Source organism: Gordonia polyisoprenivorans NBRC 16320 = JCM 10675 (assembly GCF_000241325.1).
In the GTDB taxonomy this organism is placed as follows: Bacteria; Actinomycetota; Actinomycetes; order Mycobacteriales; family Mycobacteriaceae; genus Gordonia; species Gordonia polyisoprenivorans.
The window spans coordinates 15,195-42,028 of sequence record NZ_BAEI01000104.1; the positions used below are offsets into that span (position 1 = coordinate 15,195).

General features: G+C 66.5%; 23 protein-coding genes. 13 read left to right on the forward strand and 10 right to left on the reverse strand.

Translation table 11 applies throughout. The annotated features are described in order from the left end of the window. The first annotated feature begins 24 nt into the window (after positions 1 to 24). Together polA and GOPIP_RS27825 are read left to right on the forward strand one after the other, a co-directional pair. Positions 25 to 2,766 (forward strand): DNA polymerase I, encoded by a 2,742-nt coding sequence (gene polA, locus GOPIP_RS27820; protein ID WP_035728944.1) that lies wholly within the window; start codon positions 25 to 27, stop codon positions 2,764 to 2,766. A 47-nt stretch (positions 2,767 to 2,813) separates the two neighbouring features. Further along, complete coding sequence (locus tag GOPIP_RS27825) at positions 2,814 to 3,338, forward strand: hypothetical protein (RefSeq protein WP_006373251.1); 525 nt, start codon at positions 2,814 to 2,816, stop codon at positions 3,336 to 3,338. Positions 3,339 to 3,348: 10 nt separating this feature from the next. On the opposite strand, the gene GOPIP_RS27830 is transcribed toward GOPIP_RS27825, so the two are convergent. From GOPIP_RS27830 to GOPIP_RS27840, 3 genes are read right to left on the reverse strand one after another with little or no spacing between them, the layout of a single operon-like run. Further along, positions 3,349 to 3,969, reverse strand: a complete 621-nt coding sequence (locus GOPIP_RS27830; protein ID WP_006373252.1) for a TetR/AcrR family transcriptional regulator C-terminal domain-containing protein — start codon at positions 3,967 to 3,969, stop codon at positions 3,349 to 3,351. Positions 3,970 to 4,004: 35 nt separating this feature from the next. After that, positions 4,005 to 5,642 carry an amidohydrolase gene (locus tag GOPIP_RS27835; protein WP_035728945.1) on the reverse strand — a complete coding sequence of 546 codons (1,638 nt, stop codon included), beginning with the start codon at positions 5,640 to 5,642 and terminating at the stop codon, positions 4,005 to 4,007. Further along, positions 5,623 to 7,140, reverse strand: coding sequence for an APC family permease (locus GOPIP_RS27840; protein WP_006373254.1), 1,518 nt, complete (start codon positions 7,138 to 7,140; stop codon positions 5,623 to 5,625). Before GOPIP_RS27840 ends, GOPIP_RS27835 begins: the two co-directional genes overlap by 20 nt. A gap of 158 nt (positions 7,141 to 7,298) precedes the next feature. Between GOPIP_RS27840 and GOPIP_RS27845 the strand changes: the two genes are divergently transcribed. From GOPIP_RS27845 to GOPIP_RS27865, 5 genes are all read left to right on the forward strand, one after another. Further along, positions 7,299 to 8,393: an isocitrate/isopropylmalate dehydrogenase family protein gene (locus GOPIP_RS27845; RefSeq protein WP_170320251.1), complete on the forward strand. Its 1,095-nt coding sequence runs from the start codon at positions 7,299 to 7,301 to the stop codon at positions 8,391 to 8,393. Positions 8,394 to 8,518: 125 nt separating this feature from the next. After that, a complete protein-coding gene (locus GOPIP_RS27850) occupies positions 8,519 to 9,451 on the forward strand; it encodes an ABC transporter substrate-binding protein (protein ID WP_006373256.1) in 933 nt (310 codons plus the stop codon). Between the two features lie 2 nt (positions 9,452 to 9,453). Then, a complete protein-coding gene (locus tag GOPIP_RS27855) occupies positions 9,454 to 10,422 on the forward strand; it encodes an amino acid ABC transporter permease (protein WP_006373257.1) in 969 nt (322 codons plus the stop codon). Further along, positions 10,409 to 11,191 carry an amino acid ABC transporter ATP-binding protein gene (locus GOPIP_RS27860; RefSeq protein WP_006373258.1) on the forward strand — a complete coding sequence of 261 codons (783 nt, stop codon included), beginning with the start codon at positions 10,409 to 10,411 and terminating at the stop codon, positions 11,189 to 11,191. Before GOPIP_RS27855 ends, GOPIP_RS27860 begins: the two co-directional genes overlap by 14 nt. 26 nt (positions 11,192 to 11,217) lie before the next feature. Beyond that, positions 11,218 to 11,673 (forward strand): nitroreductase/quinone reductase family protein, encoded by a 456-nt coding sequence (locus GOPIP_RS27865; RefSeq protein ID WP_035728948.1) that lies wholly within the window; start codon positions 11,218 to 11,220, stop codon positions 11,671 to 11,673. A gap of 26 nt (positions 11,674 to 11,699) precedes the next feature. On the opposite strand, the gene GOPIP_RS27870 is transcribed toward GOPIP_RS27865, so the two are convergent. Then, the gene (locus tag GOPIP_RS27870) at positions 11,700 to 12,548 is read right to left on the reverse strand and encodes a class I SAM-dependent methyltransferase (RefSeq protein WP_006373260.1); all 849 of its coding nucleotides are present in this window, start codon (positions 12,546 to 12,548) and stop codon (positions 11,700 to 11,702) included. 47 nt (positions 12,549 to 12,595) lie between these two features. After that, on the reverse strand, positions 12,596 to 13,156 hold the full coding sequence (locus tag GOPIP_RS27875) for a 2'-5' RNA ligase family protein (RefSeq protein WP_006373261.1): 561 nt from the start codon (positions 13,154 to 13,156) through the stop codon (positions 12,596 to 12,598). Positions 13,157 to 13,427: 271 nt separating this feature from the next. On the opposite strand from GOPIP_RS27875, the gene rpsA reads away from it, so the two are divergent. Further along, the gene (rpsA, locus tag GOPIP_RS27880; protein ID WP_026920065.1) at positions 13,428 to 14,903 is read left to right on the forward strand and encodes a 30S ribosomal protein S1; all 1,476 of its coding nucleotides are present in this window, start codon (positions 13,428 to 13,430) and stop codon (positions 14,901 to 14,903) included. Positions 14,904 to 14,990: 87 nt separating this feature from the next. On the opposite strand, the gene GOPIP_RS27885 is transcribed toward rpsA, so the two are convergent. Next, a complete protein-coding gene (locus tag GOPIP_RS27885; RefSeq protein WP_006373263.1) occupies positions 14,991 to 16,394 on the reverse strand; it encodes a linalool dehydratase/isomerase domain-containing protein in 1,404 nt (467 codons plus the stop codon). Beyond that, on the reverse strand, positions 16,391 to 17,038 hold the full coding sequence (locus GOPIP_RS27890; RefSeq protein ID WP_006373264.1) for a hypothetical protein: 648 nt from the start codon (positions 17,036 to 17,038) through the stop codon (positions 16,391 to 16,393). The genes GOPIP_RS27885 and GOPIP_RS27890 overlap by 4 nt, the downstream gene beginning before the upstream one ends. Before the next feature lie 158 nt (positions 17,039 to 17,196). Between GOPIP_RS27890 and aztD the strand changes: the two genes are divergently transcribed. The 3 genes from aztD to GOPIP_RS27905 are packed head-to-tail and all read left to right on the forward strand — an operon-like array spanning position 17,197 to position 20,138. Then, positions 17,197 to 18,435 (forward strand): zinc metallochaperone AztD, encoded by a 1,239-nt coding sequence (gene aztD, locus GOPIP_RS27895; protein ID WP_035728949.1) that lies wholly within the window; start codon positions 17,197 to 17,199, stop codon positions 18,433 to 18,435. Positions 18,436 to 18,488: 53 nt separating this feature from the next. Beyond that, positions 18,489 to 19,394 (forward strand): dephospho-CoA kinase, encoded by a 906-nt coding sequence (gene coaE / locus GOPIP_RS27900; protein ID WP_205741409.1) that lies wholly within the window; start codon positions 18,489 to 18,491, stop codon positions 19,392 to 19,394. Between the two features lie 36 nt (positions 19,395 to 19,430). Beyond that, positions 19,431 to 20,138: a hypothetical protein gene (locus GOPIP_RS27905; RefSeq protein WP_006373267.1), complete on the forward strand. Its 708-nt coding sequence runs from the start codon at positions 19,431 to 19,433 to the stop codon at positions 20,136 to 20,138. Positions 20,139 to 20,145: 7 nt separating this feature from the next. Here the strand turns inward: GOPIP_RS27905 and GOPIP_RS27910 are convergent, their stop codons facing one another. Next, positions 20,146 to 20,712, reverse strand: a complete 567-nt coding sequence (locus GOPIP_RS27910; protein WP_006373268.1) for a ribonuclease FAU-1 family protein — start codon at positions 20,710 to 20,712, stop codon at positions 20,146 to 20,148. 76 nt (positions 20,713 to 20,788) lie between these two features. On the opposite strand from GOPIP_RS27910, the gene uvrB reads away from it, so the two are divergent. Further along, positions 20,789 to 22,951, forward strand: a complete 2,163-nt coding sequence (gene uvrB, locus GOPIP_RS27915; RefSeq protein ID WP_020171021.1) for an excinuclease ABC subunit UvrB — start codon at positions 20,789 to 20,791, stop codon at positions 22,949 to 22,951. Positions 22,952 to 23,087: 136 nt separating this feature from the next. Beyond that, positions 23,088 to 23,531 (forward strand): universal stress protein, encoded by a 444-nt coding sequence (locus GOPIP_RS27920; protein WP_006373270.1) that lies wholly within the window; start codon positions 23,088 to 23,090, stop codon positions 23,529 to 23,531. A gap of 88 nt (positions 23,532 to 23,619) precedes the next feature. Here the strand turns inward: GOPIP_RS27920 and GOPIP_RS27925 are convergent, their stop codons facing one another. Continuing rightward, a complete protein-coding gene (locus tag GOPIP_RS27925; protein ID WP_006373271.1) occupies positions 23,620 to 25,971 on the reverse strand; it encodes a HelD family protein in 2,352 nt (783 codons plus the stop codon). After that, positions 25,968 to 26,570, reverse strand: coding sequence for a hypothetical protein (locus GOPIP_RS27930; protein WP_006373272.1), 603 nt, complete (start codon positions 26,568 to 26,570; stop codon positions 25,968 to 25,970). Before GOPIP_RS27930 ends, GOPIP_RS27925 begins: the two co-directional genes overlap by 4 nt. Between the last annotated feature and the right edge of the window lie 264 nt (positions 26,571 to 26,834).

The following is a 26,834-nucleotide window of genomic DNA, read 5'->3' on the forward strand; positions in this document are numbered from 1 at the left end:
GGGGTCGCCACTAGACTCGTCCGGGTGAGTCCCGCACAGAGTTCGACCGCCACCCGCGGCAAGACCAAGGCCAGCACCCAGCCGACGCTGATGCTCCTCGACGGGCATTCCCTGGCCTACCGGGCGTTCTTCGCGTTACCGGCCGAGAACTTCAAGACCGAGACCGGTCAGCACACCAATGCGGTGTACGGCTTCACCTCGATGCTCATCAACCTGCTGCGCGACGAGGAGCCGACGCACATCGCCGCAGCGTTCGACGTCTCCCGGAAGACCTTCCGCTCGGAGATGTACCCGGAGTACAAGGCGCAGCGGTCGAAGTCGCCGGACGAGTTCAACGGGCAGGTCGACGTCACCAAGGAAGTCCTCGATGCGCTCGGCATCCAGGTGTTCGCGATCGACGGCTACGAGGCCGACGACATCATCGCCACGCTCGCCACCCAGGCCGAGGCGCAGGGTTTCAAGGTCCTCGTCGTCACCGGTGACCGGGACTCGCTGCAGCTGGTCGACGATTCGGTGACCGTCCTCTACCCGCGCAAGGGTGTCTCCGACCTGACCCGCTTCACCCCGGAAGAGGTCGAGAAGAAGTACGGGCTGACGCCATCGCAGTACCCCGATTACGCGGCGCTGCGCGGGGACCCGAGTGACAACCTCCCGGGTATCCCGGGCGTGGGGGAGAAGACGGCATCGAAGTGGATTCGCGAATACGGTTCACTGGCCTCCCTCGTCGATCACGTCGATCAGGTCAAGGGCAAGGTCGGCGACGCGCTGCGGGCCAATCTCGCGTCGGTACAGACGAATCGTCAACTCACCGAACTCATCCGAGACATGCAGCTGCCTGCCGGGCCCGACGATCTCGCCCGGGTCGGCTGGGACCGTGACCGCATCCACCAGCTGTTCGACGATCTCGAGTTCCGGGTGCTGCGGGATCGGTTGTTCTCCACGCTCAGCTCGGTCGAGCCCGAGGCGGAGGCAGGCTTCGACCTCGACGGTTCGGTGCTGGCGGCCGGACAGATCACCGGTTGGCTCGACGATCACGCACGGACCGGGCGCACCGGGCTGACCGTGACCGCGCCACACACCGTCGTCGGTGCCGACATCACCGGGATCGCGTTGGCCGCAGCGGACGGGGTGTCGGCGTATGTCGACATCACCCAGCTCGACCCGGCCGATGAGAAGGCCCTCGGTGGCTGGCTGGCCGACCCCGACACGCCCAAGGCCCTGCACGAGACCAAGTGGGCGATCCACGCGCTGCGCTCGCGCGGCTGGACGCTGCGCGGCGTCACCAGCGACACCGCGCTGGCCGCCTACCTGGTGCGCCCCGGCCAACGCTCGTTCAACCTCGACGATCTGGCCTTGCGCTACCTGCGTCGAGAGCTGCGCGCCGACGACGGTGCAGGCAACGATCAGCTCTCGCTGCTCGACGAGGACGGTGGGTTGGCCCAGCAGGCCGAGCAGCACATGCTCGAGGCGCGTGCGGTCGCCGAACTCGCCGACACCCTCGACACCGAACTCGATCGCATCGATTCGCGGCCCCTGCTGACCGACATGGAGCTGCCGCTGCTGTTCGTCCTGTCGGATCTGGAGGCCGCAGGCATCGCGGTCGACGTCGATCACTTCGGCACCCTGGAGGAAGGTTTCTCCGAGCGCATCCGCGCCGCGGCGGAAGCGGCCTACGAGGTCATCGGAGAACAGATCAATCTCGGTTCGCCCAAACAGCTGCAGACGGTGCTGTTCGACAAACTCGAGATGCCCAAGACCAAGAAGACCAAGACCGGCTACACCACCGACGCCGACGCCTTGCAGACGTTGTACGAGAAGACCGAGCATCCGTTCCTCGCACATCTGCTCGAGCATCGCGATGCCACCCGGCTGAAGGTGACCGTCGACGGGTTGCTGAAATCCGTTGCCGACGACGGCCGGATCCACACGACCTTCAATCAGACCGTCGCGGCCACGGGACGACTGTCGTCGACCGAACCGAATCTGCAGAACATCCCGGTGCGCACCGAGGCCGGCCGCGAGATCCGTCATGGCTTCGTCGTCGGTCGTGCCGAGGACGGGACGCCGTTCGATTGTCTGATGACCGCCGACTACAGCCAGATCGAGATGCGCATCATGGCACACCTGTCCGAGGACGCAGGGCTGATCGAGGCGTTCAACACCGGCGAGGATCTCCACAACTTCGTCGGGTCCCGCGCGTTCGGCGTGCCGATCGACGAGGTGACCACCGAGATGCGCCACCGCGTCAAGGCCATGTCGTACGGACTTGCCTACGGGCTCAGCGCTTTCGGGCTCGCCGCGCAGTTGCGGATCAGTCGCGACGAGGCCAAGGAACAGATGGAGGCCTATTTCGCCCGGTTCGGTGGGGTGCGCGACTACCTGCACAACGTCGTCGCCGAGGCGCGCCGAAACGAGTACACCGCAACATTGTTCGGCCGCCGACGCTATCTCCCCGATCTGAACAGCGACAACTGGCAGCGCCGACAGGCAGCCGAACGCATGGCCCTCAACGCGCCCATCCAGGGCACCGCCGCCGACATCATCAAGGTCGCGATGATCAACGTGCACAAGCGGCTCACCGCCGAGGAGTTGCGCTCGCGGATGCTGCTGCAGGTGCACGACGAACTCGTCATCGAGGTCGCCGACGGCGAGCGCGATCAGGTCGAGACCGTGGTCCGCGAAGAAATGGGCAACGCCATCACGTTGTCGGTGCCGTTGGAGGTATCGGTCGGCTACGGTCGCTCGTGGGACGACGCCGCGCACTGACGATCACCCTCCGACGATGATGAACAAGCGACGATCACGAGTAGCGCATGTATGACGACCGGCGTCCGTCCCGACCGCCGTGGGTGATCCCGGTCGTGGTGGGTTGTGTCGTCGGTCTGATCGCTGTCGCGGCAGTCATCGTGGGACTCAAACTGTCCGGGGGTCAATGGAATACAGGTCCGAGTACGGCCGCAGGCTCGACGGCTCCGACGGTCGTCGTCACTCAGACGACGACCGAGTCGGCCACACCGACCGAGACCACCCCCGACGACACAACACCCGAGGACACCACACCCCAGGGCAGCGAGCCGAGCGACGCACCGACCCCATCGCTTCCGGTGCCACCGGTCGCCGACACCGTCTGGTACGCGCAGTTCGGTGCGTTCGGCAGCTATCGGCGGGCCGAACAAGCCCGCGACAACCATTACGGTTCGTTGATCCTGCCCGGTGAGATGCTCGGATCGGGCAGTCGCTACGTGGTGGCCCGTCCCGCCGAGTCGCGCACCGACGCCGAAGACGTCTGCGCGCACTTCGACTCCGGATCGTGCGTGGTCAAGCAACGCGTCGAGTGACGCGGGTGGGTCAACGCGTTTCCTGAAGCAGCCGACGTTCCAGCGCGTCGAGTAACAGGCCGAGCCCGAAATCGAAGGCCGCATCGGCGCGTTCGCGACCGCTCGGGGCGGCGGCGACCGCTCGGGCGAGCGCACTGTCGTCGGCGAGGGACGCGACCGACCAGACCGTCGCCGGTGCTGCGGCGTCGAGTGCCGAGCCGAGCGCGAAGGTGTCGAGGAGCGTGATGAGGTGCAGGATCTCCGTGTCGGCGAATCCGGCTGCCCTGAGACATCGCGCGAGGTGGTCGTAGCTGTTCAGGATCGCCGGAGCCTCGACCGTCTGCCCGGTCAGCGCACGCACCAGCGCCGGATGCGCCCCGAACGCGTCCCGGTAGGTGCGCACCCACGTCGTGACCGCCGCACGCCAGCCGCCGGACCAGTCGACGTCGTCGGCCATCGCCACCGCGATGGTTCCGCGAACCAGCTCGAGCACCTCTTCGCGTCCGGAGACGTGGTGGTAGAGCGAGGAGACCGCCACGCCCAGCCGTTTGGCCAGGCCGGGCATGGTGAAGGTCTCCTTCGCGTCGAGCTCGGCGAGCGCGGCGCGGGCAATCGATTCGCGGTCGAGGAGCGGCGAGGTCGGTCGGGGCACGACGTCAGCCTAGGACATCATCCGGCGCGAACCGATCACGCTCGGAACACAAACCGGCCGTCGACCATCGTCGCAACGACGGGAGCGTCGGCCAGCTCGTCGGGTGGGGCGGTCAACGGGTCGACGGCGAACGCGGTGAAATCGGCGCGGGCACCGACTCCGATCCAGCCGGCGTCGGCAGACCCCTGGGCGCGGGCGGCGTGCGAGGTGTACCCCTCCAAGGCCATCGAGGCGGTCAGCCCCTGCTCCGGGCACACCGGGATCTCGTCGAGATGGCCTGCGCGACGCCGCAACTGTGCGTCGGCGAGGATCTTGCGCGGATCGAACGGTGCCACCGGCCAATCCGATCCGAGCGCCAACAGTGCTCCCGAATCGCGGATGTCGCGGGTGCGGAACGCCCGGTTCGCGCGCTCGGTACCGAGCCGGACCGACCAGTTGTCGCTCTGATCGCCACGCGTGTAGAGGGTGCAGTGGTTGGGCTGCATGCTGGCGACGACGCCGGTCGCGGCGAACCGCGACACGAGATCGTCGGGCAGGGTTTCGATGTGCTCGATCCGATGCCGGACGCCGGTGGGTGTCGCCGGGGTGTCGGCGAGGGTGTCGAGGGCATATCGGATGCCCGCATCGCCGATCGCGTGGGTCACCGTCGGCACCCCACGCGCGGCGAGATAACGGACGGCTTCGCGGTACTCGGCCGGATCGGGCCACAGCGGCGCGGTCGATTCGCCGTGTGCGTCGGCGTGTTCGAGCCACGCGGTCCCGCCGTCGATGGTGCCGTCGATCATGAACTTCACCCCGTCGACCCGCCATCGCCGCCCGCCACGCCTCTGTAACTCGACGATGTGGTCGAGTTGTGCACGGTCGGTGCCGGGCATACAGAACGGCGCGAACCGCAGCCGGATCGGCAGGTCTCCCGAGTCCTCCAGGGCGGCAACGAGTTCTCCGCTGTCCGCCTCGAAATCCATGGCGTTGCCCGAGGTGATCCCGGACTGCGCCATGGCGGTCAGCACCTCGTGCAGTCGCCGACGACGAGCAGTCGCCGGTTCGTTCGGTAGGGCGCCGTCGACGAGCTCGACGGCCTCGAGTTCGAGTAGGTGCCCGGTGGGAATCCCGTCGGTGCACACGATCTCGGCGTTGCCCGCGAAGGGCCGTGGTCCGCTCACCCCTGCCGCGTGCAACGCGGCCGGACTCGCGAGCGCCGAGTGCGCGTCGAAGAGATAGATGAACACGGGGACACCGTCACCGAGTGCCTCGACGATCGGCGCATGGGTGATCGGCCGGTCGCCGAAAACGTTGGGGTCCAGCCCCCAGCCGAGCACCCACCCGTCGTTGCGGGGTGCAGTGCGTAGCGCGACGGCGAGTTCGTCGAGGTTCGTCACCGACGAAAGGTCATGTCCGGCGGTCATCTTCAAGCCGAGTACCGGATGGATGTGCCCGTCGATCAGTCCGGGCGTCAGGGTTGCGTCACCGAGGTCGATGACGTCGGTGGCGCCACCGATCTCGGTCTTGATCGAGCGCGCGTCGCCGACGGCGGTGACCCGGCCGTCCCGGAGGGCGAGCGCCTCGACGGGCGCGCCGGTACGCAGGGTATGGATGGTGCGGGCGAACAGGACGGTGTCTGCCGGGCTCATTTCGGTGATCTCCTCGGTGTGTTCAGCGTTCGGTGTCGGCATGCGGGTCGTCGTACAGCCCGCCGATGCGATCGAAGATTCGTGGTCGTCGCAGCCGGAAGTACTGGGCCACCGCGATTCCCGCGAGCAGCACGGCACCGACGAGGCCGACCAACCAGGTATTGGTGGTGGAGTCGGCATTGGTGAGCAGATTGATCTTCGAGATCAGGACCGCCAGCGCCACACCGAGTACCACGATGCTGACGATTCCGGCGATGACGGCGACCCGTTCGACTCGCACGAGGCGTTTGCGCGCGAAGTAGGCCACCACGGCGATCGCGGTGATCAGTTGCAGCGCAATGATCCCGACCACTCCGGGGGTGTTCACCAGGAGTAGGAGACGGTAGTAGGGGTCGGCGCCGGCGATGGCGAAGGCGCCCACGACGACCGCGGCGATGACGGTTTGCAGTGCACCGGCGCGCGCCGGTGACCGGAACACCGGGTGTGTGCGGTCGAGATAGGCGGGCAGCACGCCGTCGCGGGCCAGTGAATACGTGTATCGGGTGATCGCATTGTGGAAAGCGATCTGTGAGGCCAGAGCACTGGTCACGATGAGTATCGACATGACGTCCGTGGCCCACGTTCCGACGTAATGGGTCATCGCGGAGAAGAACAGGCCGGCAACGTCATTGGTGGCCGCGGCTTGTACCTCGCGTGCACCGAAGGCCTGCACCATCGACCAGACGATGAAGCAGTAGGCGATGGCCATGAAACCGACCGCCCAATAGGTCGCCCGGGGGATGGTCCGGTCGGGGTTGCGCGCCTCCGAGCGGTAGAGCGCGGTGGACTCGAATCCCATGAACGCGGCGAAGGCGAAGGCGAGGATGCCACCCATCCCGGGAGCGAACACCGCGGACGGATGGAAGGAGTCGAAGCCGATCCCGTGGGCGCCGCCCTGCGCCAGCACGGCGAACGCCAAAATCAGCAGGATCCCGGTTTCCAGGGAGAGCAGCACCCCGAGGAACTTCGCCCCGACGTCGATTCCGCGCCGACCGACGTACCAGACGATCGCTATCGCGGCGAGTGCGAGATAGGGCCACTCGATGGTGATGCCGAACAGGCGGGTGATCGCGTCCTGAGTCTGGATGGCCATCAAGCCGTAGACGCCGATCTGCAGGGCGTTATAGGCGACGACGGCCAACAGCCCGCATCCGAGTCCGACGGACCGGCCGAGACCGAGCGTGATGTAGGAGTAGAACGCTCCCTTTCCACCGGTTGCCCTGGTCATCGCCATGAAGGCCACGGCGAAGATCGCGAACGCGGCACCGGCAACGAGGTAGGCGACCGGCGCCCCGGCCCCGCCGATGGACAGTGCCAAGGGGGCGACGCCTGCCATCACGGTCAGCGGTGCGGCCGCCGCGATCACCATGAAGGCGATGGCGGGCGCGCCGAGCGCATTCTGTTTCAGGCCGATCTCCGGTGGTGGTGGAGTGTCGATGCCCTCGGGGCGTGCCGGCTCGGGCGGAGTGTCAATCGATGGGGTCGCCGGTTGTCGCGTCATGGGAGTGCTCTTTTCGCAAGCTGTGAGATCTGCGGAGGATTAAACGAATCAGATTCGGTTAAGAGCATGAGGCACGTCACACCCGGTGTCAACAGCAGGCGTGGATGGGTCCGCACGCCTGCCCTGTCAAGGTCGGTTCAGCCGATACGCTCGGGCCGATGAACACAACGAGGACGCGACGACGCATCGGTGTCATGGACGGCGACGGAATCGGGCCGGAGATCGTGCCCGTCGCCAGGGACGTCGTCTCCGCGGCGGGCGAGCTCGGCGGCATCGAATTCGATTGGGTGTCACTGCCACTCGGGGTGTCGGCGATCAAGACACACGGGCGTCCGGTCCCCGAGGAGACGCTCGAGGCGCTCGACGATCTCGACATCTGGGTCCTGGGCCCACATGACTCGGCGGGCTACCCGGCGCAGTTCGCCGCTGACCTCACCCCGGGTGCGATCATCCGCAAGAGATTCGGGCTCTACGCCAACCTGCGACCGTGCCGGGCGATACCCGGTGTCGGCGCGCTCGCGCCCGATCTCGACGTCGTCATCGTCCGGGAGAACTCCGAGGGCTTCTACGCCGATCGCAACATGACGGTCGGGTCGGGCGAATTCATGCCCACCCCCGACGTCGCACTCGCCGTGGGGGTGATCTCGCGTGCGGCGACCGAACGGATCGCGCATCAGGCGTGCCGACTCGCGCGCGAACGCTCGGGTCGGCTCACCATCGTGCACAAGGCGAATGTGCTGCGAATGACCACCGGGCTCTTCCGGGACGTGTGTCGGGAGGTCGCCGAGCAGTACCCGGGACTCGTGGTGGACGACAAACACGTCGATGCCATGGCGGCCCTGCTGGTTCGTCGCCCCGGCGATTTCGACGTCGTCGTGACCGAGAACCTGTTCGGCGACATCCTGTCCGATCTCGCGGGTGAACTCGCCGGATCGTTGGGCACCGCGGGCTCGGTCAACTGCTCCGACACGGTCGTGATGGCGCAGGCGTCGCACGGTGCTGCCCCCGACATCGCCGGACGCGGCGTGGCCGATCCGATCGCGATCATCGCCTCCGCCGCGATGGCGTTGCGGTGGTGGGGAACCCGCCACGACGACAGTCGGATGCTCGCGGCAGCCACGGCCATCGACACCGCCGTCGGTGACAGCGTCGCCGCCGGTGCCCGGACACCGGATCTCGGCGGTACTGCCACGACGGCCGATGTCGGCCGCGCCGTGGTCGATCATCTGAGTCGGCAAGGCCGAACCGGTTAATCTCTCGTAACCAACCGGTGAAAGCAGCTCCGAGGAAGTAAGTTCAGACGGCGGGGGACAGCCCTGTCTTCTGATCGGCCGACCTGCCCCGGTGAGTGATTCCGAGGCGCGAAGGGATAGTTGTGATGCGCGATCTCCGATCGTTCGGCAGCCTACGACGTCTGCCCGGGATCTTCATGTTGCTCGTGGGGGTGATCGCCCTTGTGGTGGCGGGCTGCTCGAACGATGACTCGTCGACGGGTGCCGGCGGTAGCTCGGCCATCCAGCCGACAACCGTCGATGTTGCCAAGCAAGCCGACATCGCGGCACTGTTGCCGGCGGGAATCCGGGAGTCCGGACAGTTGATCGTCGGTGTCAACGTGCCCTACGCGCCCAATGAGTTCAAGGACAGCAACGGTCAGATCATCGGCTTCGATGTGGATCTGATGAACGCGATCGGCAAGGTCCTCGGCGTCACCCCGGTGTACAAGGAGGCCGATTTCGACAAGATCATCCCGTCGATCCAGGCGGGCACCTTCAACATCGGCATGTCCTCGTTCACCGACAACAAGGAGCGCGAGGCTCAGGTCGACTTCGTGAACTACTTCAGCGCCGGCATCCAGTGGGCGCAGCAGGCCGGTGGGAACATCGACCCGAACAACGCCTGTGGCAAGAAGGTTGCGGTGCAGTCGACTACCGTCGAGGACACCGACGAGGTACCGGCAAAGAGCAAGGCGTGCACCGACGCCGGGAAGCCCGCCATCCAGATCCAGAAGTACACCGACCAATCGGAGGCGACCAACGCCCTGGTCCTCGGACGCGTCGACGCGATGTCGGCTGACTCCCCGGTGACCGCCTACGCGATCAAGCAAGCCGGCGGAAAGATCGTGGCCGCCGGACCGGTCTTCGATTCCGCGCCCTACGGCTACCCGATCGCCAAGGGATCCTCACTCGTGCAAGCGGTTCAGAAGGCCGTCCAGTACCTCATCGACAACGGCCAGTACAAGGCCATCGCCGAGCACTGGGGCGTCGAGGCGGGAGTCGTTCCGACCGCTACCGTCAACGGCGCGACCAGCTGACGGTGACCGCTCCGACAACCGGCCCGATCGGTGCCGACCCGGACGCCTCGCCCGGGCCGGCACCGATCAAGGCCGTACCCCTCAAACATCCCGGGCAGTGGATCGCTGCGGCGATCGTGCTCATCCTCGTCTTCCTGTTCGTGTGGGGAGCGGCGACCAACAGTGCATACGGCTGGGGGACCTACGCCAAGTATCTGTTCGACACCCGCATTCTCAAGGGCGTCGGGTACACCCTTGCGCTGACCGTGCTCTCGATGGTGATCGCCATCGTGCTCGGTGTGCTCCTCGCGATCATGCGGCTCTCGCCCAACCTGGTGCTGAGATCGGTGTCGTGGGTGTATCTCTGGATCTTCCGTGGCACCCCGGTGTACGTCCAGCTGGTCTTCTGGGGTCTCTTCCCGTCGCTGTACAAGCAAATCGACCTCGGCATCCCGTTCGTGGTCCAGTTCGCGCACTTCGACATCCAGTCACTCAACGCCGCGTTCACCTTCGCGATGATCGGACTGGCGCTCAACGAATCTGCGTACATGGCCGAGATCGTGCGCGCCGGTATCTCCTCGGTAGGTGAGGGGCAGACCGAGGCGTCGGTGGCGCTGGGGATGTCATGGACCCAGACGATGCGCCGGACGGTGTTGCCGCAGGCGATGCGGGTCATCATCCCGCCGACGGGCAACGAGGTCATCAGCATGCTGAAGACCACCAGCCTGGTGACCGCCGTGCCGTTCAGCCTCGAGCTCTACGGTGTCGCGCACGACATCTCGGGTGTCAACTTCCAGCCGATCCCGCTCCTGTTGGTGGCCTCGACCTGGTACCTCGCAGTAACCAGCGTGCTGATGGTCGGCCAGTTCTACCTGGAGCGTTACTACTCACGAGGGGCGTCGCGACAGTTGACCGGCCGACAATTGAAGGCGATGGCGGCCGCACAGAACAAAGTGCTCGCAGTCGACGAGGAGAGTGATGAGCGCCGTTGAGACCGCTGCGCCACCGATGGTTCGCGCCGATCGGGTGTGCAAGAGCTTCGGGACCCTGCAGGTGCTCAAGGGCATCAGCCTCGAGGTCGCCAGGGGTGAGGTCCTCTGTCTGATCGGCCCATCGGGATCGGGGAAGTCGACGTTCTTGCGGTGCGTGAACCATCTCGAGGTGGTCAATGCCGGGCGGCTCTACGTCGACGGTGATCTGATCGGGTACCGCGAACGCGGCGACAAGCTCTATGAGATGAGCCCGAAGGATGCGGCCAAGCAGCGGCGCGACATCGGCATGGTGTTCCAGCATTTCAACCTGTTCCCGCATCGCACCGCGTTGGAGAACGTGATCGAGGCACCGACACAGGTCAAGAAGCAGAAGAAGGACGCCGCACTCGCGCGTGCCCGTGAACTGCTCGACCGGGTGGGGCTGGCGGACAAGGCCGATACCTATCCGGCCCAGCTCTCCGGCGGGCAGCAACAACGAGTCGCCATCGCTCGTGCCCTCGCCATGGAACCCAAGCTGATGCTCTTCGACGAGCCGACTTCGGCGCTCGATCCCGAATTGGTCGGCGAGGTACTCGGCGTCATGCGGGAGCTCGCGGCGTCCGGGATGACGATGGTGGTGGTCACCCACGAGATGGGTTTCGCGCGCGAGGTGGCCGACCAGCTGGTGTTCATGGACGGCGGTGTTGTCGTCGAAAAGGGCGATCCGCGTGAGGTTCTCGCGAATCCGCAGCACGAGAGGACCAAGAGCTTCCTGTCCAAACTCCTGTGAGCCGGGCGCGGCTATCCTCGGAGGGCATGACGAATGCGAGCCCGCGGCCACCGTGGTGGTTGAAACCGATGAACAAGGTGCTGATGGCGGTGACGAGGGTCGGGATACCGATCTTCGGTGACGAGGGTCCGGTGATCCTCACCGTGCCCGGGCGCACGAGCGGTAAGCCGCGATCGACGCCGATCACCCCGATGACCGTGGACGGTCATCGCTACGTCGTGTCCGGTTTCCCCGGCTCGGACTGGGAACGCAACGCCCGCGCCGCCGACAGCGCAACCCTGCGCACCCGTCGGCGTTCGGAAACCGTGCGCATGGTGGAACTCGATGCGGCGCAGGCCCGTCCATTGCTCCGACGGTTTCCCGAACTCGTGCCCTCCGGTGTCGAGTTCATGACGCGGTCGGGTTTGGTCACCGAAGGCACCCCCGACGAGTTCGAGGCGCTCGCCGGTCGGTGCGCGGTGTTCCGGTTCGATCCCGTGTGACGTGACGGCCAGAGGGCTGACCGAAGTCAGCTGTCCGGCTTGCGGCAACAGAAGATTGCGGTGCCCGGAAAGTATTGTCCCCGAAGCGGACTCCATTGACCCCAGACGCGTTCGAGGTCGTCGGGCCATTCCGGCTCCACGATGTCGTCGAGAATCAGACCGGCGGAACGGATCTCGCGGACGCGATCACCGATGGTCCGATGGTGCTCGACGTAGGTGATGGTGCCGTCGGCATCGACCTCGGAGTACGGGGTGCGATTGAAGTAGGGGATCGCGACGGTCAGACCGTCGGGTCCGGGGTCGTCGGGGAACATCCAGCGCATCGGGTGATTGATGGAGAACACCCAACGGCCACCGGGCACGAGAACCCGTGCGGCCTCGGCCATCACGCGCCCTGAATCGGTGACGAACGGCACCGCACCGAACGACGAGAAAGCGATGTCGAAGGTGGCATCGGCGAAGGGGAGTGCCTCAGCCGTGGCCTGGACGAGGGGAACCGGCGTCTCGTCGAAGAGTTCCATCGCAGCCAGCCCGTACCCCAGCATGCGCCGCGAGAGATCGGTCGCGACGACGTCGGCGCCCTGCACGGCAAGCCACCTGGAACACGGCGCCGATCCGCAACCGATCTCGAGCACGGTCTTCGCCCGCACGTCGCCGAGCAGGTGTGCGTCGGACTCCCGAAGATTCTCCGGGCACCACACGAAATCGCCCCCGGGTGTGCCGGCGCCCAGGAAGTCGCCGTGTTCGGCGTGATAGTCGGTGGTCTCGGCGTCCCACCACGCGCGGTTGGCTCGGGCGCTGGTCGCCGAGTCGATCGGTCCGAGTTGGCGTGGCGCGCTTCGACCGTCATCGGGGACGGCTGGATCGTCGGTCACGTGGCGATGATACGAAGCGCGGCAGAACCGATGACAGTCGGCGACGTTCAGCAGCTCCGGCCGGCGATCACGTGGTCGACCTTCGCGTCGCCGTCCCATCGGCGCACCGCGGTGATCGTCGCGCTGTCGGTGTCGGCGGACTGGACGGAGTCGAGCGTCTCGAGCGCACGCCCGATCTCGTCGGGTCCGATCCGCCGGGCCACGGTGACGTGAGCGGTCCAGGAGCCGGGTCGGGTGTGGGCGAACAGCGACTCCTGCCCGTGTCGGTCGGCGGTGTGCACCGCACCCGCGCGCACGATCGACGCGTGTACCGACAGCAGCTCGGAGCTGGGCACGATCAGTCGCGCGAGGACCCGGCGGACCCCGTGTCCGAACACGACCACGTCGCCGAGCGTGACGCGAATCGGGAGCCGCATCGCGACGGTGCCCAGAGCTGCGTCGATCTCGGGGGAGATGCGGGTCGCGGCGATCGCGGTGATGTGGGGGCGATTGGTCGCCGAACGGATGTCGGCCGCAGAGGGCAGGCCGGCGTCGCCCAACGCCGCCCATTGCTGGCGAATGTGCTGGTCACAGGCATCATCGAGGAGGAGTTCCACAGAGTGTGCCATCCGGTCATCTCCCGTCGTCGACCACCGCCGGGTCCGCGCACCGACCGGCCGCGGGCGGCATTTGCCCAGCACAATGCGCCTGGAGTAGGCTGATCTGCGCGCGTGTGTAGCATTCTCGCGCGGTTCAGCATGCCCTCACCCGGGTGCCATCGAACGCGATGGCGTGGGTGCACAGGACCCGAGGCCGACACGATTTCGGGAGTGCGCCGACACCGCTGTCCAGCAACACGAACTGTACCTACTACATATCTGTCCGGAGCAACTCACCAATATGCCGTCCTCCACCATCACCTCGCCGCAAGTAGCCGTCAACGACATCGGCTCGGCTGAGGACTTTCTCGCCGCCATCGACTCCACGATCAAGTACTTCAACGATGGCGACATCGTCGAGGGCACCATCGTCAAGGTCGACCGCGACGAGGTTCTGCTCGACATCGGTTACAAGACCGAAGGCGTGATCCCCTCACGCGAACTCTCGATCAAGCACGACGTGGACCCCAACGAGGTCGTCAACGTCGGTGACGAGGTTGAAGCACTCGTCCTCACCAAGGAGGACAAAGAAGGCCGGCTGATCCTGTCCAAGAAGCGTGCGCAGTACGAGCGCGCGTGGGGCACGATCGAGGAGCTCAAGGAAAAGGACGAGGCCGTCAAGGGCACCGTCATCGAGGTCGTCAAGGGCGGCCTGATCCTCGACATCGGTCTGCGTGGCTTCCTCCCGGCATCGCTGGTGGAGATGCGCCGCGTCCGCGATCTGCAGCCGTACATCGGCAAGGAGATCGAGGCCAAGATCATCGAGCTCGACAAGAACCGCAACAACGTGGTGCTCTCGCGCCGCGCCTGGCTGGAGCAGACCCAGTCCGAGGTGCGCAGCGAATTCCTGCACCAGCTGCAGAAGGGCCAGGTCCGCAAGGGCGTCGTGTCCTCGATCGTCAACTTCGGTGCGTTCGTCGATCTCGGCGGCGTCGACGGTCTGGTTCACGTCTCCGAGCTGTCCTGGAAGCACATCGATCATCCGTCCGAGGTCGTCACCGTGGGTGATGAGGTCACCGTCGAGGTTCTCGACGTCGATCTGGACCGCGAGCGGGTGTCGCTGTCGCTCAAGGCCACTCAGGAAGACCCGTGGCGCCAGTTCGCCCGCACCCACGCGATCGGTCAGATCGTCCCGGGCAAGGTCACCAAGCTGGTGCCGTTCGGTGCGTTCGTCCGCGTCGACGAGGGCATCGAGGGCCTGGTGCACATCTCGGAGCTCGCCGAGCGTCACGTCGAGGTCCCGGACCAGGTTGTCGCCGTCGGCGACGACGCGATGGTCAAGGTCATCGACATCGACCTGGAGCGTCGCCGGATCTCGCTGAGCCTCAAGCAGGCCAACGAGGACTACACCGAGGAGTTCGACCCGTCGAAGTACGGCATGGCCGACAGCTACGACGAGCAGGGCAACTACATCTTCCCCGAGGGCTTCGATCCCGAGACCAACGAATGGCTCGAGGGTTTCGAGAAGCAGCGTGAGGCCTGGGAGGCGCGCTACGCCGAGGCGGAGCGTCGTCACAAGATGCACACCGCGCAGATCGAGAAGTTCGCCGCTGCCGCGGCCGAGGCCGAGAAGGCCCCGACGGACTACTCGTCGGCGTCGGAGAGCCGTAGCAGCTCGTCGACCTCGTCCTCGTCGACCTCTTCGTCGGGCGGCGGATCGCTGGCCAGCGACGAGCAGCTCGCGGCGCTTCGCGAGAAACTGTCGGGCAACGCCTGATCGCCTGATCTGAACAAACGAGTGCGGCCTCTTCCGACAACGGAAGGGGCCGCACTCGTTGGTATGTCCACCTGATCGTGGCCGGGTTCAGACGTGCGGGCGGACCTGCACCTCCAGCCGCGCCGACAGGTCGACCTCGATGATCGCCCGACCGTCGTGGTCTGCGGTGACCTCGTCGGAAATCGCACCGCGCAACGCGTACGTCGCGCTCGGTCGGAGTCTCGAGAGCCGCAGCGCAGTTCGGGTCGGACCGGCTCCGGGCCGCAGCACGAGTTGGAGTGTCGTGCCGTCGGTGAGCGCCTTGGCGACCAGAACATCCGGATAGCCGGCCGAATCGAGGTGAGGGCCGTGGCGCCAGGTGTCGGCGATCTCGCCGGAGGCGAGGTCCCGCATGCCGTCGGGTCTGGTCATGCGTCCCAGCACATGGGCGCAGTTGACCCATGTCGAGACGCCGTGGAGTTTGTGCGCGCCGTGCGGAGAGTGATCGAACCCGATGTCGGCGGCGATCTTCTCGGTGATCGTGTCGGCGACCTCGGTGTCTCCCATCTCGCGCGCGGCGATGAGCAGATTTGCCCACGCCCATCCATCACCGGGCCGATAGGACCCGACGTCGAGGTGGTCGACGGGCGTTGTCCGCAGTCCGATGCGCGTCGAGCGGTCGCGAATGCGTGTCCGACGCAGTGTGTCCCAGGTGTCGTGCGCGAGATCCGGCGTCAAGGCGTTGAGCCAGTAGGTCATCACGGCGTCGTTGGCGATCATCGGTGGGAAGACCAGGCCGAGCGGCCCGCGTCCGAAGACAAAGCGTCCGTCGCGACGCCGGAACTTGTTGTCGAACAACGATTGCCGCATCTTTTCAGGCAGATCGCCGGCGAGATCGCGGTGGTGGAGCCGGTCGTAGGCACACAGTCCCACCATCGCGACGGCGTTGCACATCGGGTAGATCAGGTGCGGCTCACACGGATACAACGTCTGACGACTCTGCCGCATGTTGCGCGCGATGGCCTCGGCGATCGGGGCGTAACCATAGTGAAACGACTTCTCGGTGCTCCACCGCAGTTCCAGGCTTCCCGGATCGTCGAATTCTCCGGTGCCGTTGAGGCTTTCGTAGAGCGCGAGCATCGCGGCGAAGAAGCCCGTGTACATCACGTTGCCGAAGGTCATGGGATCGGGATTCCATCGAAGGTATCCCGCCAGTTGCTCGGTGGCCCAGTACCCCCATACGCGTTTGTCGCACATCTTACGAATGAGATTGGCCTGCGCCTCCGCGAGATAGCCGCCGAATGCCGGTGTGCGCGTGTACTGCGCCATCGACAACGCGTACCCGGCATAACTGAGTTGGTAGCGCAGCGCGCTGCCGCCGATCTGCTCGAGCCGGGTGAAGCCGGTGAAATCGTCTATCGGCTGGAGCGCGAGATCGAGCAGGTACCGCAGCGACGCGAGATCGTCGGCGGACGACTCGGTGACCGCGACCGGCGCGATGCCCGTGCTCACGCCGACCCGACCGGCGTGCGTGCGCGCATGACCGACGCTGCGGCGAGTACTGCGATGAACCCGGACATGAGGACTCCCAACAGGATTGAAGTGATGACGAGGTGCACGGTTGTCGAGCGGAGTTGATACAGGTCGACCAGACGGGTGTCGATTTCGACGACGGTCAACAATGCGCCCGCGATCCCGATCGCCATGACACCGAGCGCCCCGACCCCACGGATGCGCTGCGGCCACCGGAGACCGACGAACGCCGCTGCACCCATGACGGCGACGGTGAGCATTGCCACACCCGAGCAGTGGATCAGCCACACCCAGCCGGGTGCGCTGGTGCGGGCGAGTCCACTGGCCATGAGCGCCACGGTCACGGGCAGCGAAGCGGCCACGCCCGTCGCGATCGCTTGCATCACCGACGGGACCGCAGTGTGGAGTGTGGGGCGACTGTGCAGCGCGGGGCGACCAAGCAGTGCGGGGCCGGCCCTGGGCGGCCGCTCGCAGAGGGCGTCGACAAGGGCCGCGAGATCGGTGTCGTCCGGGGTGCTGCGCACCGCAGTCGGCGCGAAGCCGCCGTCGTCTCGGACGGCGCGCCACGGCATGAAGCGTGAGCCGGCTCCCAGCACGATCACCATCACCAGGCAACACAGCATCGCAGCCTCCTCTCCCGGACGATGGCCGGTGGCCTCGAATCTGTTGGAACAATATATTAAATATGTCTCTACGTTCGTGGAATGCGCCGACGCGCTCGCCAACGTATTCGTGTATGGCATTTTGACAATAATTGTCATCAACGGCTTAGCTGTGCGGCGTGCTCATACAACGGACAAAACTGACATTTTCCGTGGCCGCGCTCACGGCGGTGACCGCAACGCTCGTCGCGTGTGGCTCTGATGGCGGCGGTGACACCTCGGCGACGAGCAGTGCGGCGTCGGGATCGCCGGTCGAACAAGGCAGTGCCACACCGAGACTCGCACTGAGCTACGACGGCGGTGTGCTGGTCTACGACGCCGAGACCTTGAAGCAGGTCGGGGATTTCCCCGTCGAGGGGTTCACCCGACTCAACAGCGCCGACAATGGCCGCAATGTCTTCATCAGCGAGTCCGACGGGTTCCGCGTTCTCGACATGGGCACCTGGACCCGCAAGCACGGCGACCACGGCCATCACTACACGACATCGCCGGTACTCACCGACATGCGATTCGGCGGTGCCGAACCCGGTCACGTCGTGTCCTTCGAGGACCGCCTCACCCTCTTTTCCGACGGTACCGGCGAGGTGAACATCGTCGAACCCGTCGAACTGGCACAAGGGAATGCCGCGTCGACGACCTACCGCACACCCGAGCCGCATCACGGGGTCGCGGTGTCGCGCGGCGACGGCACCCTGGTGGTCACCGTCGGCAACGAGGACACCCGCTCGGGCATCGCGATCCTGGACAAGTCCCGCAACGAGATCGCCCGCAACGATCAATGCCCGGGCATTCACGGTGAGGCCGAGGCCGCCGGGGGAGTACTCACCTTCGGCTGCCAGAACGGCATACTCATCGTGCGCGGCAACGAGATCCAGAAGGTGTCAAGTCCTGATCCGTACGGCCGCATCGGCAACCAGGCCGGCGCGGCCGAGTCCCCGATCGTGCTAGGCGACTACAAGACCGACAAGGACGCCGAGCTCGAACGCCCGAATCGTTTCACCCTCACCGATACTCGGACCGGAACCCTGCGCCTCGTGGACTTCCCGGCCAGCTATAGCTTCCGGTCGATCGAGCGCGGCCCCAACGGGCAGGCGGTGATCCTCGGTACGGACGGCGCACTGCACGTCTACGAGCCCGTGTCGGCCACCGAGACGGCGAGCATCCCGGTCATCGCGGCCTGGTCCGAACCCGACGAATGGCAGTCGCCGATGCCGAATCTGTTCGTCCAGGGTGACCGGGCCTACGTCAGCGACCCCGCGACGAAAACCCTGTATGCCGTTGACCTGTCCACAGCGAAGGTGGCGAACAAGGCGACCCTTCCGGCACAGACGATCGAGCTGACCGGCGTCACCGGCTGACGGTGAGGTGGTCCGGATCACGGTCCCGTGGGCGCGTTTGCCACACTGGGACCGTGATCCGAGTGGGGCTGACCGGCGGCATCGGGGCCGGGAAATCGACAGTGGCCAAGACGTTCATCGAGCGCGGCGGTTTTCACATCGACGCCGACAAGATCGCCCGGGAAGTCGTCGAACCGGGCACTCCGGGCCTCGCGCAGCTCGTCGAGGCGTTCGGCGAGGACATCCTGGCCGGTGACGGGTCGCTGGACCGCCCCGCGCTCGCGGCGAAGGCGTTCGTCGACGACGAGAGTCGCTCCACCCTGAATTCGATCACCCACCCGCTCGTCGGGGCGCGCACCCAGGAGCTGCTGGAGGCCGCGCCCGACGACGCGATCGTGATCCAGGACATCCCATTGCTGGTCGAGGGCAACATGGCCCCGTTCTTCCATCTGGTGATCATCGTGCACGCCGACGCCGAGGAACGAGTGCGTCGGCTCGTCGAGCTGCGCGGAATGCCGGAATCCGACGCTCGTGCACGCATCGCCGCCCAAGCCGACGACGACCAGCGCCGGGCGGTCGCCGACGTCTGGCTCGACAATTCGGGCAGCCCGGAGGCGCTCGCGGCCTCCTCGGTGCGGGTGTGGGAGCGCCGACTCGTGCCGTTCGAGACCAATGTGCGTACCCGTACTCCGGCCGTGATGGACGCCGAACTCATTGCGGCCGAACCCAACTCCTCGACACTGCCCACGCGCATCACCCAACGGTTGTGGGCGTTGGCGGGCGCGAACGCCACGGCCATCGATGCTGCGGCAAGCGGCGGCGCCGATCCGGGGTTCGTGATCACTGCGCGCGACGCCGACGCGTCGGGCGCACTCGCCGACGCGCTTCCGCCGGGGGGATTCGCACCGATCGGAGACGGCCGGTTCGGGTCTGCCGACCCCGGTCGGCCCGCGACGGTGGGTATCCGAACGGCCGGCTGAACGGAATCCTCGACCGGTCGGCGTAGTCTCGCAACAATGTTGCGCGACAACCGATCCCAGTCGCCGGGTATGCCGGTTTCGCGACGTGGGCTACTCGCTGCGGTCGGCCTCGGCGCAGGCGCCGCGGCGATCGCGGGCTGCGCCACGACACCCGACACGTCGGGCAGCGAGGTGACCGCCGCCGCGACGGCGAGATCGACGCCATCGACCTCGCCTGGCGCACCGCTGGTGATGATCGTTCGGCACGCGGAGAAACCGGCGGCGGACACGCACGGCGTCACCGAGTCCGGGGCCAGGGACTCCGCGTCGCTGACGGTCACCGGATGGACTCGCGCAGGCGGGCTCGTCGCCCTGTTCGGTGCCGACGGCCAGCCGCCGCGCGAAGGTCTGGTCACCCCGGATCGGATCGTCGCGTCGGCCGGTGGAGGCGGCGCGAGCCGTCGGCCACTGCAGACGATCACTCCACTCGCCGCGCGGCTGGGCGTCGAGCCGGTCACCCGATTCACCCAGGACGACCTGAGCGGTGCGGCCGCCTTCGTGCGTGGGCAGACCGGGGTGACGCTGATCAGCTGGGAGCACCACCGAATCCGTGGCCTGATCCAGGAGTTCGGAAAGGTCACCCCGAGCCCACGCGACTGGCCCGACGACCGGTTCGACATGGTCTGGCTGCTCCGACCGAGCGAGACCGGCTGGGCACTCGACGAGATGGCGCAGTTGCTCCTGCACGGCGACCGAACGGTCTGAGCAGGACTCAGGGACGATCCAGCCAGAACACTCGCCCGCCGACCGCGGCGTCGAGCCATGCGTCGACGTCATGGCCGTGCTCGGCGGCACCGGCGAGGGCTCGCGTGGCGATCCCCACGGCGGCCACGCAGTCATCGGTGGTCAGCAACCCGGCGCGATGTGCAGCGAAGAGCTCGTCGACGTCGATCAGCTCCAAGGGGGTTCCGGGGACATCGACGAGATCGAGATACCAGTCCACCGAATGCCAGCGGCCTTCGCCGTCGGGGCCGTCGAAAGCACCCACGTCCAGATAGAGTCGCTGACCCGTGCGATGTCCCTCCACGAAATGGAAGATGTTCGCACGGAGCCCGAGCGCGGGGAGCAGCCACGACTCGAGGTGATCGAACCGCGGATGGTCTGCGGTCCGTGACATGTACAACCCGAAATCGGTGACCTCGTACCGTTCGACCGGCCGCACGAAACCCTTGTTGTCGGTGTTGGTCATCGCCGGCACGTCGAAGGTCTCGCGTTTGGGCGGATGGAGGTGCTCGTGAGACGGGACCTCGTGTGACGGGAGACCGGCCGAGTCGGACATGCACCGACCCTAACCGTGCCCGCACCGCTCGATCGCATGGAACACACTTGTCGTAGGGCGCGTTTACCCTGGCGTCATGGCCTTTGCAGCAGAGCGACCGGTGATCGCGCACTCCGAGTACCGCCCGATCGGCGAGATCGAACGCACCGAGGGCCACTTCGAGGTGGTCAGCGAGTACGAGCCCGCCGGTGACCAACCGGCAGCCATCGACGATCTGGAGAAACGGATCGCCGCAGGCGAGAAGGACATCGTGCTACTCGGCGCCACCGGTACCGGCAAGTCGGCGACGACCGCGTGGCTCATCGAGCGGGTCCAGCGTCCGACCCTGGTGATGGCGCCCAACAAGACCCTCGCCGCGCAGCTGGCCAACGAACTGCGCGAGATGCTCCCCAACAACGCCGTCGAGTACTTCGTGTCGTACTACGACTACTACCAACCCGAGGCGTACATCGCGCAGACCGACACCTACATCGAGAAGGACTCGTCGATCAACGACGACGTCGAACGTCTGCGGCACTCGGCCACCTCGAACCTGCTGTCGCGCCGGGACGTGGTGGTGGTCGCGTCGGTGTCGTGCATCTACGGTCTCGGTACCCCCCAGTCCTACCTCGATCGGTCGGTGGAGATCGCCGTCGGCGACGAGATCGATCGGGACGCATTGCTACGGCTGCTCGTCGACGTGCAGTACGCGCGCAACGACACCGCATTCACGCGCGGCACCTTCCGCGTTCGCGGCGACACCGTCGAGATCATCCCCTCCTACGAGGAGCTCGCCGTACGGATCGAGTTCTTCGGCGACGAGGTCGAGTCGTTGTACTACCTGCACCCGCTCACCGGAGACGTTGTGCGGCAGGTGGATTCACTGCGCATCTTCCCGGCGACCCACTACGTCGCGGGACCGGACCGCATGGAGAGGGCGATGAAGAGCATCGAGGACGAGCTCGAGGAGCGCCTCTCGGAGCTCGAACGCAAGGGCAAACTCCTCGAGGCACAGCGGCTGCGCATGCGCACCACCTACGACCTGGAGATGATGCGCCAGGTGGGGTTCTGCTCGGGCATCGAGAACTACTCGCGCCACATCGACGGCCGCGGCGCGGGTACCGCGCCGGCGACACTCATCGACTATTTCCCCGAGGATTTCCTCCTGGTGATCGACGAGTCCCACGTCACGGTCCCGCAGATCGGCGGCATGTACGAGGGTGACATGTCCCGCAAGCGAAACCTCGTCGAGTACGGTTTCCGGCTGCCGTCGGCGGTCGACAACCGGCCCCTGACCTGGGACGAGTTCGTCGACCGCATCGGGCAGACCGTCTACCTGTCGGCAACCCCGGGTCCCTACGAGCTCGGCCAGTCCAACGGTGAGTTCGTCGAGCAGGTGATCCGACCGACCGGACTGGTCGACCCGGAGATCGTGGTGAAACCGACCAAGGGCCAGATCGACGATCTGGTGCACGAGATCCGGGAACGCACCGACCGCGACGAGCGTGTACTGGTGACGACCCTGACCAAGAAGATGTCCGAGGACCTCACCGACTACCTGCTCGAACTCGGAATCCGTGTGCGGTACCTGCATTCCGAGGTCGACACCTTGCGGCGCGTCGAGCTACTCCGACAACTGCGTTCGGGTGACTTCGACGTCCTGGTGGGCATCAACCTCCTGCGCGAGGGACTCGACCTGCCCGAGGTATCGCTGGTGGCGATCCTCGACGCGGACAAAGAGGGATTCCTGCGCTCGACGACCTCGCTGATCCAGACCATCGGCCGTGCCGCGCGCAACGTCTCGGGTCAGGTCCACATGTATGCCGACAAGATCACCGACTCGATGCGCAACGCCATCGACGAGACCGAACGCCGACGGGCAAAACAGATCGCCTACAACAAAGAGCGCGGGATCGATCCGCAGCCGCTGCGCAAGAAGATCGCCGACATCCTCGATCAGGTGTACCGGGAAGCCGAGGACACCTCGGCGGCGGTGGTCGGGTCCGGCCGCAGCGCCAGCCGTGGCCGACGTGCGCAGGGCGAGATGTCCGGTGCCAAGGCCGCCAGCGCCGGTGTGATCGAGAAGCGTGATGTGTCGGCGATGCCGAGAGCCGAACTGGCCGATCTGGTTTCGCAGCTGACCGACCAGATGATGGCTGCCGCACGCGACCTGCAGTTCGAACTCGCCGGCCGCCTGCGTGACGAGATCGCCGACCTGAAGAAGGAGTTGCGAGGTATGGACGCCGCCGGTATCAAGTAACGCAGACGGGCGTGCCTCGCCCGATCGTGGGACAAATCGCCCCGCGGCGCACTAGCCTGCACACCCAGGGCTCCCTAAAGTGTGGGGGATGGTTGCGCCCGCGAAGTGCGGGGCCGAACACGTAGTGGAGGTACGAATGAGCGCATATACCACGGTGGTTGTCGGAACCGATGGCTCGGAGTCATCGATGGCGGCGGTCGATCGCGCCGGAGCGATCGCCGGAGAGTCGGCAAAACTGGTGATCGCATGCGCATATTTCCCCAACGACCGTTCCGCCGGTGAGGTGGCCGACGTGCTGAAGGACGAGGCCTACCAGGTCACCGGCTCCTCGCCGACCGAGGAGATCCTCCGTCGGGCCAAGGAACGGGCGACCAAGGCCGGGGCCACCCAGATCGTGCAGCGCGCGGTCAAGGGCGCACCGGTCGACGCGCTGCTGCAGCTCGTCACCGACGTCCAGGCCGATCTCCTTGTGGTCGGAAACCGAGGACTCAACTCGATCGCCGGCCGCCTGCTCGGTTCGGTGCCCGCCGACGCCGCACGCAAGTCCACCTCGGATGTCTTGATCGTCCACACCACCTAGAGAGCATCTCCTCACAGCCGACAGGGCGCCCCGCTCAGCGGGGCGCCCTGTCGGTTTCCGATGGTGTGGCGGTTGTTCGTGTCCGGGCTCAGGCCGACGGTAGATCTGCGAGCTCCGCGGGCAGGTCCCGGCTGTGAATGACGATCAGCCGCTGCGTGCTTCGCGTCAGCGCCACATACAGGTCGCTGAAGCCCCGGGGCGACTGATCGACGAGCTCGGCCGGCTCGACGACGATGGTGGTGTCGAACTCGAGTCCCTTGCACGTGGTGACCGTATGTAACCGTGGCCGCGGGTCGGCGACCTCCCCGGATGCGTCGGTGCCGGCCTCCGGTGCCTCGGTGACATTGTCGAGTGCCTCGGCGACATTCTCGAGTGCCTCGGCGACCATCGGATGGACCGCATCGGGCACGACGATGCCGGTCAGACCGGTCAGCTCGGGTGCGGTGGCCGCTTCGAGGATGGTCGCGGCCAGGCCACGCGGCTCGGTGCGGATGGCCACGGGCTCGATTCCGTTCCTGCGCAACGACGTCGGGGCGGTGGCCCCCGGATCGACCCGGCTCAGCACGCGCGCCGCGTAGGTCATGATCTCGGCGGGCGTGCGGTAATTTACGGTCAGTTCCCGCAGCTGCCAGCGGTTGGCGACATACGGTGTGAGTACCTCACTCCACGAGGTGGTGCCGGCCAAGTCCCCGGTCTGAGCGGTGTCGCCGATGATCGTCATCCACCGGTTGGGTATGCGTCGCATCACCATTCGCCACGCCATCGCGGAGAGTTCCTGCGCCTCGTCGACGATCACATGGCCGAACGTCCACGTCCGGTCCCCGTACGCACGTTCCGCGGTGGTCGCGCGACTGGTGTGGGTCTGACGTGCCGCGAGCTGTTCGGCGTCGATCAGGTCATAGGCCATGAGGATCTCGGGGTCCAGCTCGTCCTCGAGATCCTGTGGCGCAGAACCGGTGAGGATATCCAGGGCGTCCTGGGCCTCGGCGAGTTGACGGCGCCACTGCTCCTTCTCCCGCGCCTGGGCCTCGGCGGTGCCGTACCCGATCAGCTCGGCGAGCTCATCGAGCAACGGGACATCGGCGGGGGTGAGATCGGACGCGTCCTCGGCGGGGCTTCGATGCAGGGCGGCACGCTCCTCGTCGCTCCACCCGGGCGTGCACTTGCGCAGGGCGGCTTTGTCCGCGAAGAGATCTCGCAGCACGTCCTGCGGGGTCAGGGTCGGCCAGAAGTCGAGCAGTGTCGCCCGGATGTCGGTGTCACGGGACATATCGGCACGGATGTCGGCGATATCGGAGGAACTGAGCATCTGGGAACCGTCGAGCAGGCTCGAGCCGATCGCCCTGGCATGGCGCGCCGCCAGAGCGTCGAGCGCGGAGCGCAAGAACACCGACTGTGCCTGGTTGTGGGCGCGTCGGGAGGACCGTGCCTTCCCGCGGGCGGCCTTGATCAGCTCGCTGTCGATCTCGACCGTGTAACCCTCGAAGGTGACCGGGATCGAGGTGCGCGGCAAGGACTCCCGGGCACGCACCGCACGTTTGAGGACGTCGAGCATCGCAAGTCTGCCCTTCACCTCACGAGTGGTCCGCGGTTCGTCGGCGCGGGCATGGACGTCCGGGAACAACTCGCCGATGGTCGCGAGCAACACGCCCGACTCGCCCAGGGATGGCAGCACCTGGCCGATGTAGTCCAAGAAGTCACTGTTCGGCCCGATGATGAGAATGCCGCTCCGCGAAAGGATCTCACGATGGGTGTAGAGCAGATACGCCGCGCGGTGCAGGGCCACGGCGGTCTTGCCGGTACCCGGGCCACCTTGGATCACGGTCACCCCGCGATGGGTGGAACGGATGATGAGGTCCTGTTCGCGCTGGATCGTCTCGACGATGTCGGTCATCTCACCGGTGCGTGCGGTGTTCAACGCGGCGACGAGCGCCGACTCGTTGACGACATCGCCATGACCGAAATCCTCGGCGGACGCATCGCCGGCGGTCAGGAGCTCGTCGTTGACCGCCTGCACCGAGCGATTTCGGGTGCGGATGTGCCGGCGCCGGGCGACGTCCTCCGGTGCGGCGGGCGTGGCGAGGTAGAACGCCCGTGATAGTGGTGCCCGCCAGTCGAGGAGCAGCGTGGTGTCGGCGTCATCGTCGTCGAGAATCCCGATCCGGCCGATCCGCCGGGTCTCGCCATCCTCCAGATCGAGTCTGCCGAAATACAGATTGTGTTCGGCGGCATCGAATTTGGTGAGATCGTCGACGTACATCCGCTCGTAGGACTCGCGTTCGGACTGCGCCTGCGGCGTCCCGCCGGACTCGCGCAGGGTCGCTGCGAGGCGCTTGCGGGTGGTGGCGCGCATGCGGTCGAGACGTGCGTAGACCAGATCGAGGTGTGTCTGCTCCTCGACGGTTCGGGGGTCGTCGGTGCGTGCGGGTGACGAACTCATCGGGCCTCCGCGCAGTCGGTGAGGCCGGCGTCCTGCACGAGGCGTGCCGCGCGGATGCCCGCGACGAGCCGCGCGGCCCGGTGGGTATCCGCCAGCTCGGCGCATGACTCTGCCGCGTCGGTGGACAGGCTCAGATGAAGGCGTCGGTCCAGCCAGCCGAAGACATCGGCCTGGGAGCCGAAGGGCGCCAACGAGTCCGGGCTGTCGCCGAGCACCCCGTGCCGGGAGACGTACAGGCAGAAGGTCGCGGGGAGCTGGAAACCCATGGATGGTGCCGGCCCATCGGGGCGCAGGGAAAGTGACGTCGAGCTCACGGTCATTCGATGGTAGTTGGGTTCGGTGGAGTCGAGTGCCGCGAGGTGTGCCGGCTCGAGCCATGCGGCGGTGGTGGCCAGTCGGGCGCCTGGTCGGCGATAGGGGGCAGCGGGGATGTAGCCGCGTCGGGCGACGTGCGCCGAGTGGGTGACGTCGAGGTCGGCCACCCACACCCGCACGACTCTGTCCAGGAGGTCGGCGGTGTCGAGTCCTGCATCGACGAACTTGCGGCGCAGCACTTCTGGCGAGGTGTTGGAACCGACGGCGACCACGAGGGTGGCCACTCCCGACGTCGTCGGAGGACATACCGACGACGTCGGGACGACGAGCTCGTCGCACCAGGGGTAGAGATGAGGATCGAGGCTCCCCGTGACGGTGGGGGATCGATGCCGGGGCGGCAGGGTCAGGACACGGCCTTTCGCCAGCGGCGACGGCCGGCCTCCGCCTTGTCCTGTGCGGTCGCGGCCAGCGACTTGGCCGAATCCGCCAACTCCGGTGCGCGGTCACCGATGAGCTCGGCGACCTCGGCGGAGCGGTCGCCGATCTTC